13 protein-coding genes are annotated in these 13,823 nt (G+C 71.9%); 7 read left to right on the top strand and 6 right to left on the bottom strand.

The genetic code is table 11. The features are described 5' to 3' along the window. Positions 1 to 13 precede the first annotated feature (13 nt). Positions 14 to 469, bottom strand: coding sequence for a MerR family transcriptional regulator (locus ACZ3UD_RS08190; RefSeq protein ID WP_465583754.1), 456 nt, complete (start codon positions 467 to 469; stop codon positions 14 to 16). Positions 470 to 556: 87 nt separating this feature from the next. On the opposite strand from ACZ3UD_RS08190, the gene ACZ3UD_RS08185 reads away from it, so the two are divergent. Together ACZ3UD_RS08185 and ACZ3UD_RS08180 are read left to right on the top strand one after the other, a co-directional pair. Further along, positions 557 to 1,384, top strand: a complete 828-nt coding sequence (locus ACZ3UD_RS08185; RefSeq protein ID WP_465583751.1) for an oxidoreductase — start codon at positions 557 to 559, stop codon at positions 1,382 to 1,384. A 52-nt stretch (positions 1,385 to 1,436) separates the two neighbouring features. Beyond that, entirely contained in the window at positions 1,437 to 2,144 is a 708-nt protein-coding gene (locus tag ACZ3UD_RS08180; protein WP_465583748.1) for a carbon-nitrogen hydrolase family protein, read from the top strand. 174 nt (positions 2,145 to 2,318) lie between these two features. Here the strand turns inward: ACZ3UD_RS08180 and ACZ3UD_RS08175 are convergent, their stop codons facing one another. Both ACZ3UD_RS08175 and ACZ3UD_RS08170 read right to left on the bottom strand, forming a co-directional pair. Continuing rightward, on the bottom strand, positions 2,319 to 3,344 hold the full coding sequence (locus tag ACZ3UD_RS08175; protein WP_465583745.1) for a cytochrome P450: 1,026 nt from the start codon (positions 3,342 to 3,344) through the stop codon (positions 2,319 to 2,321). A gap of 805 nt (positions 3,345 to 4,149) precedes the next feature. After that, positions 4,150 to 5,211 carry a fatty acid desaturase family protein gene (locus ACZ3UD_RS08170; RefSeq protein ID WP_465583742.1) on the bottom strand — a complete coding sequence of 354 codons (1,062 nt, stop codon included), beginning with the start codon at positions 5,209 to 5,211 and terminating at the stop codon, positions 4,150 to 4,152. A 259-nt stretch (positions 5,212 to 5,470) separates the two neighbouring features. On the opposite strand from ACZ3UD_RS08170, the gene ACZ3UD_RS08165 reads away from it, so the two are divergent. Continuing rightward, positions 5,471 to 6,298, top strand: coding sequence for an alpha/beta fold hydrolase (locus ACZ3UD_RS08165; RefSeq protein ID WP_465583740.1), 828 nt, complete (start codon positions 5,471 to 5,473; stop codon positions 6,296 to 6,298). Positions 6,299 to 6,550: 252 nt separating this feature from the next. Here ACZ3UD_RS08165 and ACZ3UD_RS08160 read toward each other — a convergent pair whose 3' ends face one another. Beyond that, complete coding sequence (locus ACZ3UD_RS08160; protein ID WP_465583737.1) at positions 6,551 to 7,210, bottom strand: hypothetical protein; 660 nt, start codon at positions 7,208 to 7,210, stop codon at positions 6,551 to 6,553. A gap of 108 nt (positions 7,211 to 7,318) precedes the next feature. Between ACZ3UD_RS08160 and ACZ3UD_RS08155 the strand changes: the two genes are divergently transcribed. Continuing rightward, positions 7,319 to 7,945: a TetR/AcrR family transcriptional regulator gene (locus tag ACZ3UD_RS08155; protein WP_465583734.1), complete on the top strand. Its 627-nt coding sequence runs from the start codon at positions 7,319 to 7,321 to the stop codon at positions 7,943 to 7,945. A gap of 221 nt (positions 7,946 to 8,166) precedes the next feature. Here ACZ3UD_RS08155 and ACZ3UD_RS08150 read toward each other — a convergent pair whose 3' ends face one another. After that, positions 8,167 to 8,841, bottom strand: coding sequence for a hypothetical protein (locus tag ACZ3UD_RS08150; RefSeq protein WP_465583732.1), 675 nt, complete (start codon positions 8,839 to 8,841; stop codon positions 8,167 to 8,169). Between the two features lie 369 nt (positions 8,842 to 9,210). Between ACZ3UD_RS08150 and ACZ3UD_RS08145 the strand changes: the two genes are divergently transcribed. Continuing rightward, positions 9,211 to 11,712, top strand: coding sequence for a helicase-associated domain-containing protein (locus ACZ3UD_RS08145; protein ID WP_465583729.1), 2,502 nt, complete (start codon positions 9,211 to 9,213; stop codon positions 11,710 to 11,712). A gap of 18 nt (positions 11,713 to 11,730) precedes the next feature. Here the strand turns inward: ACZ3UD_RS08145 and ACZ3UD_RS08140 are convergent, their stop codons facing one another. Continuing rightward, positions 11,731 to 11,982: a hypothetical protein gene (locus tag ACZ3UD_RS08140; RefSeq protein WP_465583726.1), complete on the bottom strand. Its 252-nt coding sequence runs from the start codon at positions 11,980 to 11,982 to the stop codon at positions 11,731 to 11,733. Here ACZ3UD_RS08140 and ACZ3UD_RS08135 point away from each other — a divergent pair. Further along, positions 11,981 to 12,121 carry a hypothetical protein gene (locus ACZ3UD_RS08135; protein ID WP_465583723.1) on the top strand — a complete coding sequence of 47 codons (141 nt, stop codon included), beginning with the start codon at positions 11,981 to 11,983 and terminating at the stop codon, positions 12,119 to 12,121. The genes ACZ3UD_RS08140 and ACZ3UD_RS08135 overlap by 2 nt on opposite strands. Positions 12,122 to 12,178: 57 nt before the next feature. Beyond that, positions 12,179 to 13,816, top strand: a complete 1,638-nt coding sequence (locus tag ACZ3UD_RS08130) for a DNA repair helicase XPB (protein WP_465583720.1) — start codon at positions 12,179 to 12,181, stop codon at positions 13,814 to 13,816. Positions 13,817 to 13,823: the final 7 nt, after the last annotated feature.

The following is a 13,823-nucleotide window of genomic DNA, read 5'->3' as shown; positions in this document are numbered from 1 at the left end:
GCAGAACAACCGCTCAGGAGGGTGCGACCTCACAGGGCCGATCCGCATGTTCCGAGCCATGCCCGGTATCCGGGTGGGATGGGTTCCACAGTCGGTCGGCTTGGCCTCGGGCGAGATGGTCCTCGTAGATCCGCACCTTTTGCCGCATCACGTCCAGCGTTCCCTGCAGCTCCCGGATCTGCGCCTCCACGTGGTTCTGGTGTTCGCGCAGCAGCTCAAGCCGCTCCTGTTCATTGCCCGTTCCCTGGCGGGCCAGCTCGATGTACTGCCGGATCACCGCCAAGGACATGCCGGAGGAACGCAGCTTCGTGCAGATCGCCAGCCACTCCAGATCTTCCTCGTGATAGATCCGGCGGCCGTTGGACAGCCGGCGTACCGGGTTGGCGAACAGGCCCTCCCGCTCGTAGAACCGCAACGCGTGCACGCTCAGCCCACTGCGCTGCGCCACCTCCCCGATGCTCAGGTCCATGAGCGCCCCTCCCTCACACGGCTGTTGATCTAGACCCGACTCTAGGACCTAGCGTCGAGCCATCCGCCCATCGGAACAGGAGAGAACATGAGCGTTTGGTTTGTCACCGGGGCGTCGCGGGGGCTCGGCGCGGAGATCACCCGTGCGGCACTGGATCGAGGGCACCGCGTGATCGCTACCGCGAGGGACGCGTCGGCAGTGCTCAGGGCGTACCCGCACAAGCCGGATGAACTACTGGCGGTGAACGCGGACGTGACCGAACCGAAGCAGCTGACGGCCGCTGTGGAGGCCGGGCTGGCCAGGTTCGGCCGGATCGACGTCGTGGCCAACAACGCCGGTTACGGTCTCGTCGGCGCGATCGAGGAGATCTCGGACGAGGCTGCTCGGGCCCTGTTCGACGTCAACGTGTTCGGCGTGCTCAACACGTTGCGGGCGACTCTGCCGACACTGCGAGCCCAGCGATCCGGGCATGTCCTGAACATCGGCTCCGTAGGCGGTTTCGCCACCGCACCGGCGACGGGCCTGTACGGCGCCTCGAAATTCGCCCTCGAAGGCATCTCCGAAGCTCTGCACGGCGAACTGGCCCCCCTCGGAGTCCGCGTCACGATCATCGAGCCGGGCGGCTTCCGTACGGACTTCCTGAGCAACTCCAGCCTTCAAACCGAGCCGGCCGCCATCGCCGACTACACCACCGCCACGGAACCGGTGCGCGAGGCGCTGGCCTACTACGACGGCCGCCAGCCGGGCGACCCGGTGAAAGCCGCCAAGGCCATCGTCGACGTCACCGAGACCGCCGAGCCGCCACTGCGCCTGCAGTTGGGCGCGGACGCCGTCGAGCGCGTCGAGGCGAAACTGGATCTGGTACGGCGCGAACTCGACCAGTGGCGCCACGTCGCACTCTCCACCTCCATCTGACAGACGTCAGGCGCTTCACCCTCGACTCCCAACCGATGCCATCCTGAGCGCCATGAAGATCGCTGCTGCCCAACTGACCTGCGCCCCCGCCGACGTCCCCGCCAACGTCCGGCAGCTCGTCGCCCTCGCCGACCAGGCCCGCTCGCAGGACGCCGAGCTGATCGTCTTCCCCGAGTTCGCGCTGACCGGCTACGAACTCGAAGCCCTGGCCGCCGATCCCCACCTCTGGGCGGCCCCGGACGACCCCCGCCTCGACGCCCTCCGCTCCACCGGGATCGCCACCGTCGTCAACTGCGCCGTCCCCACCGACGGGCCCCGGCCCGCCATCGGAACGTACGTCTACGGCAGCGACGGCGAGCTGATCACCACCTATCTCAAGCAGCACCTCTACGAGAACGAGCAGGGCATCTTCATCGCAGGCGACCAGGACGGCCGCTTCGAACTCAACGGCCTCCGCTTCGCGCTCGCCACCTGCTTCGACAACCACTTCCCGGACCTCACCGCCCGTGGCGCCGCCGACGGCTGCCACGTCCACCTCGCCAGCTCCCTCTACGGCACGGGCAACGGCATCCACGAGCGGGCGACCGTCTACCCGGGCATCGCCAAGGACACGGACATGCACGTCGTCCTCGCCAACCACGTCGGCCCGTCGGGCCCGTGGACCGGCTGCGGCGGCGCCGCCCTGTGGGCCTCGGGCGGCGTCCTCTTGGCCGAGGCCGACGACCACACCACCACGGTGGCCGTCGCCGACATCGCCTAGCCGGGCCGGAGCAGGAAGTCGACCCCGCCGACTTCCTGCTCCGTGCGCGCCGTCCGCCTCGGATCGGCGAGTCCCAGCCGGGCCCGCGCTCGATCGCCGTCCAGCCCCGTCCGGCCCCGGCATCGTCCGCGCCTGCGAACCGGTGGCCACATCCAGCTGACAGCAGGACCGCCCTCAGCTGCGCGAGGTGGCGCGCAGGCGCAAGCCGACAGGTGTGAGACCTCCGAAGGTGGTGAGCTGGTAGCTGGGTTCCGGTCCGGGCGGCTCGCTCACGTGGTAGCGGCGGGCGGTCTGCGCGGTCAGGAGCGTCAGCATCGCCATGGCCAGAGCGGCGCCCTCGCAGCCGTGCGGGCCGGTACCGAAGGAGAGGAAGACCCCGGGTTTCGCCGGCGAGCCCGCGTCATCGAGCCAGCGTTCGGGCTGGAACCGGTCCGGCTCGGAGTGTTCCCGTGCGTCGCGCTGGGCGGTGTAGGGGCAGACGAGAACGGTGGAACCGGCGTCGATGGTGTAGTCGGCGAGCTGAGTCCGTCGCGTGGCGCGCCTGGTCAGCAGCCAGCTCGGGGGGTGCAGTCGGAGCACCTCGCGTACCAGTGCCTGGGTGTATCGCAGGCTGTCGAGGTGCGCGCTGGTCGTCTCGGCCGGGTCCACCGGCAGCACGGCGGCTTCGGCCGCGACGCGGGCCGCTGCCCGGGGGTACCGGGCCAGGTGGAGCAGGATCCATCCGGCCGCCCGGGAAGGTGTCTCGAAGGTGGCGACGGTGATTCCGGGGAGACTGTCGAAGACGGCCTCTTCCGGCAACAGGCCGTAGCGGGAGGAGGGCCGGAGCATCTGCCCCAGCACGTCGTCACCGAGGTGGCCCGATGAACGGCGCCGGCGGACGACGGACCGCAAAGCGTTGGTGAAGGCGACTTGCTGCCGGGTGCGGAACCGCCGTGCCGGTGTGGGGACCCAGCGCGGCCATACCCAGCGTGAGGGGCGTACGACCACCTCCCGGGCCAGGAAGAGCTGTGAGGCGAAGGGCAGCAGGGTGGGAGCGTCTTCGGAGAAGAGGTAGCGCACGCCGATCTCCGCCAGGGCGTGCCGGATCGGGGGCAGAACCTCGACGTCCTGGCCCGTGGGCCATTGGTCGGCGAATCGAGCGGTCCCGGCCGCGATCTCACCGATCCTGGCCGCAACCGCCTGCGGGCGCAGTCCGCGCATGCGGGCGGCGTGAGCGTGCGCCCGTTCCTCAGGCGGCGGTGCTCCGCTCGACCGCTTCAACGGCGGGAAGAGGGGCGAGGGCGGCTTGGGGAAGTCCTGCGCGCGGTGCAGGACTTCTTCACACGGGCCGGCCGTAGCAGTGACGTAGACACCTGGCTCCAGCTGCCAGACGTCCCCGCATTCCTCAGCGCCACGGCGCGCCAGTGCCAGCCGGTCGCGGCTCCAGGCCGCGAAGCCACCTCCGGGCAACCGCGGCGGCTCATTCATCCGTCCCATGAGACCGTCCCCGGCCCTCGCACCTGTCAGGCCGATACCGTCGGCAGCGTGGCCAGGAGCCGGCGGGCGCCCGGGGGCGCCCACCGACAGTGCGTCAGGCCCAGTCGTGCTCGCCGTACGCACCGTAGTCGCGGGTGAAGGACAGCTTGCCGAGCAGCTTGGCGATCATGATGCGCTCCTCTCGCCAGTCTTCAGCACCAAGTGCCATATATTCCATGTTTCCACACAGTCCATATATGTCATATCCAGATCATCGGCTGCGCGCATGGATACAAAACCGACCGGCAAATGGATCGCTTGAGACGGCGTGCAGGGGGGCCAGGGCGCGCCCGGACAGGCCACTCTCGGTACGAAGTTCACGCATCCGGACACCGAGAGCAACCCGTGCCTGTTGAACGTCGGTGCTCACACGGGGGAAGGTACCTGAGCCCGGAACTCCGCGTAGCGGGATGCGTGCTGCCAGGCAGCACCACAGGCCTGGCAGGCGCGGAGCACCTCCAGCGGGTCAGCGACCACTCCGCGCCCCCCCTCAGCCGCCGGAGCGGATCGGCTCGCCCGTCCGGTGCAGGTGGCCGAGGATCTCGCGGTACGAGCGGAGCAGGCCCGTCTCGTAGTACGGGATGCCCTTCTCCGCGCAGAACTCCCGGGTGATCCGGGCGGCCCGCCCGAGTGCCGGGGTGGGCATGCTGGGGAAGAGGTGGTGCTCCACCTGGTAGTTGAGGCCGCCCATCACCGAGTCGAGGACCGGGCCGCCGCGGACGTTGCGCGAGGTGAGCACCTGGCGGCGCAGGAAGTCGAGCCTCATCTCCGGAGTCACCATCAGCATGCCCTTGTGGTTCGGGGCGAAGACGCAGCCCAGGTAGACGCCCAGCAGCGCCTGGTGCACGGCGAGGAAGGCGATCGCCTTGCCGACCGGCAGAACAGCGAAGACGAGGCCGAAGTAGGCCGCGAAGTGGACGACCAGCAGGGCGCCCTCCACCAGCGGCCGCTTCATCACCGGGCTGCGCAGCGCGCGGAAGCTGTTGAAGCTGAGGTTGAGGCCCTCCAGCAGGAGCAGCGGGAAGAACAGGTACGCCTGCCGGCGGCCGATGAACCGGGCGAGTCCGCTCGCCTGCCGGGCCTGCCGCTGGGACCACACGACGAGGTCGGGCGAGACGTCCGGGTCCCGTTCCTCGTGGTTCGGGTTGGCGTGGTGGCGGGTGTGCTTGTTCATCCACCAGCCGTAGCTCATGCCCATCAGCAGGTTGGCGGCGATCCGGCCGCCGATCTCGCTCGGCAGGCGCCGGTTGAACACCTGGCGGTGCGCCAGATCGTGTGAGAGCAGGCCGATCTGGGCGAAGACGACGGACATCGCCGCCGCCAGGCCGAGCTGCCACCAGGTGTCGCCCAGCGCGAAGAGTGCCCACCAGCCGCCGAGGAACGCGGCGAGCACCAGGCCGGCGCGGACGGCGTAGTAGCCGGGGCGCCGGTCGAGCAGGCCCTCGGCGGCTATCCGACGGCTCAACCGGGCGAAGTCGCTGCCGCCGCCCTCCGGCTGTGGGGCGGGGACGGCCTCGGGAGCCTTGGTCATCGTCACGGACTGTGTGGGCATGTCCCGAGTCTGGTTCCACGGGCGTCTGCGAAGAACGGGGAAAGCACCCGTCCCGTACGGGTGTTAACCCCCCGCGTCCGAGGGTGGCCACCGGGAAGGGGCGACACGCCGCATTCGGTGGAACGTCCGAGCTTGCCCCGGTCGGCGGGGCCAGGCTGTGCCCGTCGACCGCAGCTCCTCCCCGGATGACCGGATGACCGGATGACCGGATGACCGGATGACCGGCCGACGACCGACTCACCCGACAAGGAAGCACGCCATGCCCGCTGTGACGACGCGCGACGGTGTCGAGATCTACTACAAGGACTGGGGCAGCGGACGCCCGGTCGTCTTCATCCACGGCTGGCCGCTGAACGCGGACGCCTGGGAGGACCAGATGAAGCTGGTCGCCGACAACGGTTTCCGAGGCATCGCCCACGACCGCCGGGGCCACGGGCGATCCGGTCAGCCCTGGGGCGGCTACGACTTCGACACCTTCGCCGACGACCTGAACGACCTGATCACCGCGCTCGACCTGCGGGACGTGACGCTGGTGGGCCACTCCATGGGCGGCGGCGAACTCGCCCGGTACATCGGCCGCCACGGCACCGGCCGGATCGGCAAGGCGCTCCTGCTGTCGGCGATCCCTCCCCTGATGCTCAAGACCGACGGCAACCCCGAGGGCGTGCCGGGCGAGGTGTTCGACAGCATCCGGGGCGGCATCCTCAAGGAGCGCTCGCAGTTCTGGAAGGACTTCGCTCCGGCGTTCTTCGGCGCCAACCGCTCGGGAAGCAGCGTCACGCAGGGCAACCTGGACACCTACTGGCTCCTGGCCATGCAGCAGAGCATCAAAGCGGGCGTGGACTGCGTGACGGCGTTCGCGGAGACGGACTTCACCGAGGACCTGAAGAAGTTCGACGTCCCCACCCTCGTCGTGCACGGCGACGACGACCAGATCGTGCCGATCGACGCCACCGGCCGCAAGGCCGCGCAGATCATCCCCGACGCGGTCCTCAAGGTCTACGAGGGCGCCGGGCACGGCATCGCCGCCGTGCCCGGGCAGAAGGAACGGTTCAACCGGGATCTCCTCGACTTCCTCCAGAGCTGACCTCTCTGCGCACCGGCCCCGCATCGAGCGCCGCCGGGAAGTCGGGACCGGAGGGACCGGAGTGGCGGTCGAGATCGTGCCCGACGCGGGGCACTCGCTGCCGACCGACGACCGGGCGGCCGTCACCGAGGGGATCCCCGGCATGGCGGCGCGGCAGGTCGGTTGAGCCCCTCAGCGTCGCAGAACGGACTCAGGCCCGTCGCCGCCCCCGAGAACGGGAGTTCGACGACGGGCCCGGGGCCCACGCCACCGTCACGCCGCCTGACGCCGCGCCACCTGGCGGCGGACCGCCCAGACCGCTCCGCCGAGGACGAAGCCGTAGACGGACACCAGCCCGTGGCCGTTCTCCTGGGCGAGCCACATCGCCAGGCCCAGCGCCGGGACGCCGGCCGCCAGGGCGAGCTCCTTGGGCAGGCGGGTGCGGGTGAGGAAGGCGAGGGCGAGGGTGGCGCCGAGGAAGTAGGTGGCGCCGGAGCTGCCGGCGAAGTTGCGGGGGTCGGTGCTGGGGCCGCCACCGAAGCCGAGCAGGCTGTCGATCCGGCCGGGCAGCAGGATGCCGGCCAGGAAGAAGCCGAGGGTGAGCGGGCCGCCCCAGTACCACTGGGCGAGCGCGGCGACGGCGGCGAGGGTGACGAGGTTCCACAGGCCGCCGAAGAGGCCGCCGTTCTGCATGAAGACCGAGGTGAACTCGCGCCACCAGCCGGACTTGGCGGGGTCCGCGTCCAGCGCGTCCATGGCGCCGGACCAGACCAGCTGGAGCAGGACGCCACCGACGGCGACCGCGGTCAGGGCGACCGCCGCCCACGGGACCGGCCGCCCGCGCAGGGTGTTGCGACCGACCACGCCGAGCCCGCAGTTGACCATCATGACCATCAGCGCGGCCGTGGTCACGTTGAAGAGGATCGCCCCCATGCCTGCCACTCCCCCGGACTCCGGCGTTTTCCAACACCGTTCGAAATCTTCTGGCGCAAAGCTATCACAGTTTTCGAACGCTGTTTGAAAGCGATGTACGGTGGGCCCATGAAGCTCACCAAGGAGCGCATCGTCGACGCGGGCATGGCCGTATTCGCCGAGGTCGGCTACCAGAACCTGTCCATGCGCCAGGTCGCCGACCGACTCGACGCCCACGCCGGCAGCCTCTACTACCACGTACGCGACAAGGACGAACTGCTCGCCCTGATGGCCGACCGGGTCTGCCGCCGGGCCCACGACGCGGGCACCGAAGCCCTGGCCGCCCTCCCGCCCACCGCCACCTGGCAGGACCGCGTCGAGGCCCAGGCCACCGCCCTGCGCCTCGAAATCAAGCAGCACCCCGGCGGCGCCCAGCTCCTCGCCGAGAGCCCCGGCGCACTCAGCACCGGCGGCCTCGCCCTGATGGAACGCCTGCTGCGCACCCTCCTCGACGCCGGACTGCCCCCCGCCCACTGCGGCATCGCCGCCGACACCCTGCTCAGCCACGTCACCGGCTTCGTGCTCCAGGAACAGAACCCGCCGGCCGCCGCGCCCACCGTCACCGCCGAGCTCTACGCCGAACTCTGCGAGCGGTTCCCCCTGGTCATGGGCGAGTTGATCCCACGGCTGAGCCAGGACGAGAAGTTCGCGCGCAGCATCCGCCTGCTCTGTACGGGCTTCGCGGCGCTCTGCTAGCCGACGAAGACCGGCCAGACGGAATGGATCGGTAGATGTCGCCCGGGACACCACGGCGCCACTCCTGGAACCGGTCGAACCGGCGGATCCAGTCCGCGCGCCGGCCGCCCTCGGCCATGGTCTGGTGGCGTCGCCGCCGGGCCTGACCGCGCTCCGCAGCCGCTCGCTCCACAGCCGTACGACCGGCCCCGCGCCCTCCCGGTGCGGGGCCGGTCCCGTGCTCAGCCCTGCTGCGGCGGGCGGCGGCGCAGGCTGAGCAGCAGCAGGACCACCGCCGTCAGCACCGCCGAGGTCCGCAGCACGCCCGGGGCCATCGACCAGCTGAACTGGCCCAGCGGGGAGCCGGGTTGGACGGTGCCGCCACTCTGCTTGGCGTGATTCATCGCGAACAGGGTGGACGCGCTCATCGTGACCAGCGGGATGCCGAGGATCACGAACTTGCGCATCGCGTCGGAGATCTGACGGGTCAGATAGCCGAGCCCCCAGCCCGCCAGCATGGCCGGGAAGAAGCCGGACACCGCGCCGCCGACCAGCAGTCCGCAGGAGAGCAGGATCAGCGGGGACGGCTTGCGGGCGCCCTTGCCCGGGGCCTTGCCGACGGCGGGGGCGGCCTTCGCCTTCCTCTGCTTCCTCGGCTTCGTCCCGGCCTGTTCGGCGGCCGCGGCCGCGGCCGCCCGCGCGGCCTCCTCCTCCGCCCGCTGCTCGGGGACCGGCTTCGGCGCGGGCTGCGGCGTGTCCGAGAAGTCGAGCATCGTCATGGTCCACGGGCTCGAACTCTGCACCATCGGCGGCGGGATCACCTCCGAACCGGTCTCGGGCCCGGCGACACCCGGCAGGTCCAGCGACACGTTCGGGATGCCGCCGGTCGCGGCGGGAGCGGCCGACGGGCCGTACACACTGTCCTCGGACGCAACGCCGGGAACACCCGGGGCCGCGGCACCGTCACCGGACGAACCAGATGAACCGGATGAACCGGATGAACCGGATGAACCGGATGAACCGGACGAGTCCGCCGCCCCCGCCCGCTCACTCCAAGGCCCGCTCTTGCGCCACCACTCGCCGTCCGTCATCACCGACACCCCGCCTCGCCCGGCTCGCCCATTGAGAGCGCGGCCGCCCACCGAACCGCCCTCGGCCGTGACGCTACCCACCGTGCCCCGCCCGCGCGAGTCCGCCGCGATCACCCGTACGCATGGCTCCCCCGCAAGGGCGCCCGGCCGCACGAGGGGACCCCGTCGTCCGCCCACCCGACTAACCTAGGTCGAATGACCACACAGCAGGGCCCTCAACGCCAGGGCAGGACGCCCGCCGGCCCCCGCACCCTCGCCGAGGAACTGCGGGCACGCCCCGACGACGCGCTCGCCGCCCTGCTCCGCTCCCGCCCCGACCTGCTGAACCCCGTCCCCGGCGACCTCACCCAGCTGTCCGCCCGGCTGTCCTCGCGCGCCTCCGCGCTGCGCGCCCTGGAGCGGCTCGACCGCTTCACCCTGCAGGTCGCCGAGGCTCTGGCCACCGCCCCGGACGGCACCAGCCTGGCCACCGTGCGGACCCTGCTGACCGGCCCGAGCAAGGTCAAGCCACACCCCGGCGCGACCCCGCTCACCCCGGCCGACCGGTCCGCCGTCGCCACCGCGCTCCCCCGCGCGATCGCCACCCTGCGCGACCGGGCGCTGCTCTGGGGCCCGGACAACGGCCTGCGACTGGTCCTCGCCGTGCGCGAGGCGCTCGCCCCCACCGCCGCCAACCCCGGCCGCACCGGCCTCGGCCCGACCCTCGCCGAGGCCACCATCGGCATGTCCCCGGCCCGGCTGCAGCAGCTGCTCGCCTCGGCCGGGCAGCCGGCCACCCCGGACCCGGTCACCGCCGTCGCCGCCCTGACCTCCCTGCTCACCGACCGCACCCGCTGCGCCGCGCTGCTCGACACCGCCCCCGAGCCCGCGCTGCGGCTGCTGGAGCGGCTGGTCTGGGGCCCGCCCACCGGCACCGTCCCGGACGCCACCCGCCCGGTCACCGCCGAGGACGCGCAGAGCCCGGTCGAGTGGCTGCTCGCCCGCGGCCTGCTGCTGCCCACCAGCCCGGGCAGCGTCGTGCTGCCGCGCGAGCTGGCGCTGCACCTGCGCGGCGGCCGCACCCACCGCACCGTCGAACCGGTGCAGCCCGAGCCCGCGCCCGCCGCCGCCCCGCGCGATCCACAGGCCGTGGACGGCGTCGCGGCCGGCCAGGCGCACACCGCCGTGAAGACCGTCGAGGAACTGCTGGACGCCTGGGGCCTCACCCCACCGCCCACCCTGCGGGCCGGCGGCCTCGGCGTACGGGACCTCAAGCGCACCGCCCAGACCCTGGAGACCACCGAGCGGCTGGCCGCCTTCTGGCTCGAACTCGCCTACACGGCGGGCCTGCTGGCCCCCGACGGCGAGGCCGACGAGTGCTGGGCGCCGACCCCCGGGTACGACAGCTGGCTGCAGCTGGACACCGCCGAGCGCTGGTCCGTGCTGGCCACCGCCTGGCTCACCGCCACCCGGGTGTCCGCCCTCACCGGCACCCCGGACGGCAAGGGCAAGCCGCGCGCCGCCCTCGGCCCCGAACTGGACCGCACCCTCGCCCCGTCCGTCCGCCGCGCCACCCTCGCCCTGCTCGCCGAACTGCCGCCCGGCACCCCGGCCACCGCCGAGGAGCTGCTGCCCACCCTGCGCTGGCAGCGCCCACTGCGCGGCGGCCCGACCGGCCCGGACGGCCGCGAGCTGCGCGACGACCTCACCACCTGGACCCTCGCCGAGGCCGAACTCCTCGGCATCACCGGCCGCGGCGCCCTCGCCGCCCCCGGCCGCGCGCTGCTCACCGCCGAGTCCGACCCGGCCGAGGTGCTGGCCCCGCTGCTGCCGCAGCCGCTGGACCACGTGATCCTGCAGCCCGACCTCACCGCGATCGCCCCCGGCCCGCTGCTCACCCCGCTCGCCCAGGCGCTCGCGCTCTGCGCCGACATCGAGTCCAAGGGCGGCGCCACCGTCTACCGGTTCACCCCGGGCTCCGTCCGCCGCGCCCTGGACGCCGGACGCACCGCCGCCGACCTGCAGACCTTCCTGGCGCAGCACAGCCGTACACCCGTCCCGCAGCCGCTCAGCTACCTGATCGACGACGTCGCCCGCCGCCACGGCGTCCTGCGGGTCGGCGCCGCCTCCTCCTACCTGCGCTGCGACGACCCGTCGCTGCTCGGCGAGGTGCTCGCCGACCGCCGCGCCGCCGACCTGCGGCTGCGGCTGCTCGCCCCCACCGTCCTCGCCTCCCAGGCCGCCCCGGACGTGCTGCTCGCCGCCCTGCGCACGATGGGCTACGCCCCGGCCGCCGAGTCCGCCGAGGGCGACGTGCTGATCACCCGCCCGGACAGCCACCGCACCCCGCCCCGGACGGCACCCACGCCCGTCCCCGACGGCCCGCCCAGCCCGGACGACACCCTGCTCGCCGCCGCCATCAAGGCCATCCGGGCCGGCGACCGCGCCGCCACCGCCTCCCGCCGCGAGCCCACCCCCGACCCGCGCCAGCTCCCCCGCACCGCCGCCGCCGAGACCCTGGCCGCCCTGCAGACGGCCGTCCTGCTCGGCGAGCGGATGTGGATCGGCTACCTCAACGCCGAGGGCATCGCCAGCCAGCGCATCATCGACCCGGTCAAGGTCGAAGGCGGCTTCGTCACCGCCTTCGACCACCACGCCGACGAACTGCGCACCTTCGCCCTCCACCGCATCACCGGCGTCGCCGAGCTGGACGAATAAGGAAAGGGTGGCGGGGCGTCAGTGCCCCTGCCCCTCCTTCATCTTCTCCTTGACGGCCTGGTCCGCCAGGCTGCCGATCTGCCCCTGCCCGACCGGCAGTTCACCCCCGCTGACCACGTCCGCCAGCAGGAACCCGGGCGCGGCGAGCGGCCCGCCCGGCCCCTCCCCGATCCCTGCGAGGGCGTGCGCCGAGCCGGCGGAGGAGGCGGTGGCCGCGAAGGCCGTGCCCATCAGGGCGAGGGCGGCGAAAACGCGCTTCGAGTTCTTCATGACCAGCTCAACGAGCGAGTACGGACGGTGGTCACTCGACGGCGTCGTGGGCGTCTTCGAGTACGACACCGACGCCGGCGGCAAGGCCACCGGCAAGCTCCACGAGTGGAAGTGGCCCCACACGTTCCGCGCGAAATGAGCGACACTGAAGGGTCTGCGTCAATCCAGCCTGTCAGCCAGTGGAGGGCTCCCCCGCGTGAACGACGGACCGCTCATCGTCCAGAGCGACAAAACTCTTCTCCTGGAGATCGACCACCCCAAGGCCGCCGACTGCCGCCGCGCCATCGCGCCGTTCGCCGAGTTGGAGCGGGCGCCCGAGCACGTGCACACGTATCGGGTGACCCCGCTCGGGCTGTGGAACGCGCGGGCGGCCGGGCACGACGCCGAGCAGGTGGTGGACGCCCTGGTGACGTACTCGCGCTACCCGGTGCCGCACGCGCTGCTGGTGGACGTGGCCGACACCATGGGGCGCTACGGCCGGCTCCAGCTGGTCAAGCACCCGACGCACGGGCTGGTGCTCACCACCACCGACCGGCCGGTGCTGGAGGAGGTGCTGCGCTCCAAGAAGATCGTGCCGCTGGTCGGCGCCCGGGTCGACCCGGACACCGTGGTGGTGCACCCCTCCGAGCGCGGGCAGATCAAGCAGGTGCTGCTCAAACTCGGCTGGCCCGCCGAGGACTTCGCCGGGTACGTGGACGGCGAGGCGCACCCGATCGACCTGGACGAGGACGGCTGGCAGCTGCGCCCGTACCAGGCGCAGGCCGTCGAGGGCTTCTGGCACGGCGGCTCGGGCGTGGTGGTGCTGCCCTGCGGCGCCGGCAAGACGCTGGTCGGCGCGGCCGCGATGGCGCACGCCAAGTCGACGACGCTGATCCTGGTCACCAACACCGTCTCGGCCCGCCAGTGGAAGCACGAACTGGTCAAGCGCACCTCGCTCACCGAGGACGAGATCGGCGAGTACAGCGGGACGAGGAAGGAGATCCGCCCGGTCACCATCGCCACCTACCAGGTGATGACGACCAAGCGGAAGGGCGTCTACGCGCACCTGGAGCTGTTCGACGCCCGCAACTGGGGCCTGGTGGTCTACGACGAGGTGCACCTGCTGCCCGCGCCGGTGTTCAAGTTCACCGCCGACCTGCAGGCCCGCCGCCGGCTCGGCCTGACCGCCACGCTGGTGCGCGAGGACGGCCGCGAGGGCGACGTGTTCAGCCTGATCGGCCCGAAGCGCTTCGACGCCCCGTGGAAGGAGATCGAGGCGCAGGGCTACATCGCTCCCGCCGACTGCTGCGAGGTGCGGGTCACCCTGACCGACTCCGAGCGGCTCGCCTACGCCACCGCCGAGCCGGAGGAGCGCTACCGCTTCTGCGCCACCACGGCGACCAAGCGGCGGGTGGTGGAGGCGCTGGTCAAGAAGCACGAGAAGGACCAGACGCTGATCATCGGCCAGTACATCGACCAGCTGGACGAGCTCGGGGAGGTCCTGGACGCCCCCGTGATCAAGGGCGAGACCAGCAACGCCCAGCGCGAGAAGCTCTTCGACGCGTTCCGCAACAAGGAGATCAGCGTCCTGGTGGTGTCCAAGGTCGCGAACTTCTCGATCGACCTGCCCGAGGCCACCGTGGCCATCCAGGTCTCCGGGACCTTCGGCTCCCGCCAGGAGGAGGCCCAGCGCCTCGGCCGCGTCCTGCGCCCCAAGGCGGACGGGCATGGGGCGCACTTCTACTCGGTGGTCGCCCGGGACACCGTGGACCAGGACTTCGCCGCCCACCGGCAGCGCTTCCTGGCGGAGCAGGGGTACGCGTACCGCATCATCGACGCGGACGACGTGCTGTAACCGTAGG

Source organism: Kitasatospora sp. NPDC023118 (assembly GCF_055560875.1).
Note: the sequence above shows the minus strand (reverse complement) of the source record. Positions and strands in the feature narration are given on the sequence as shown.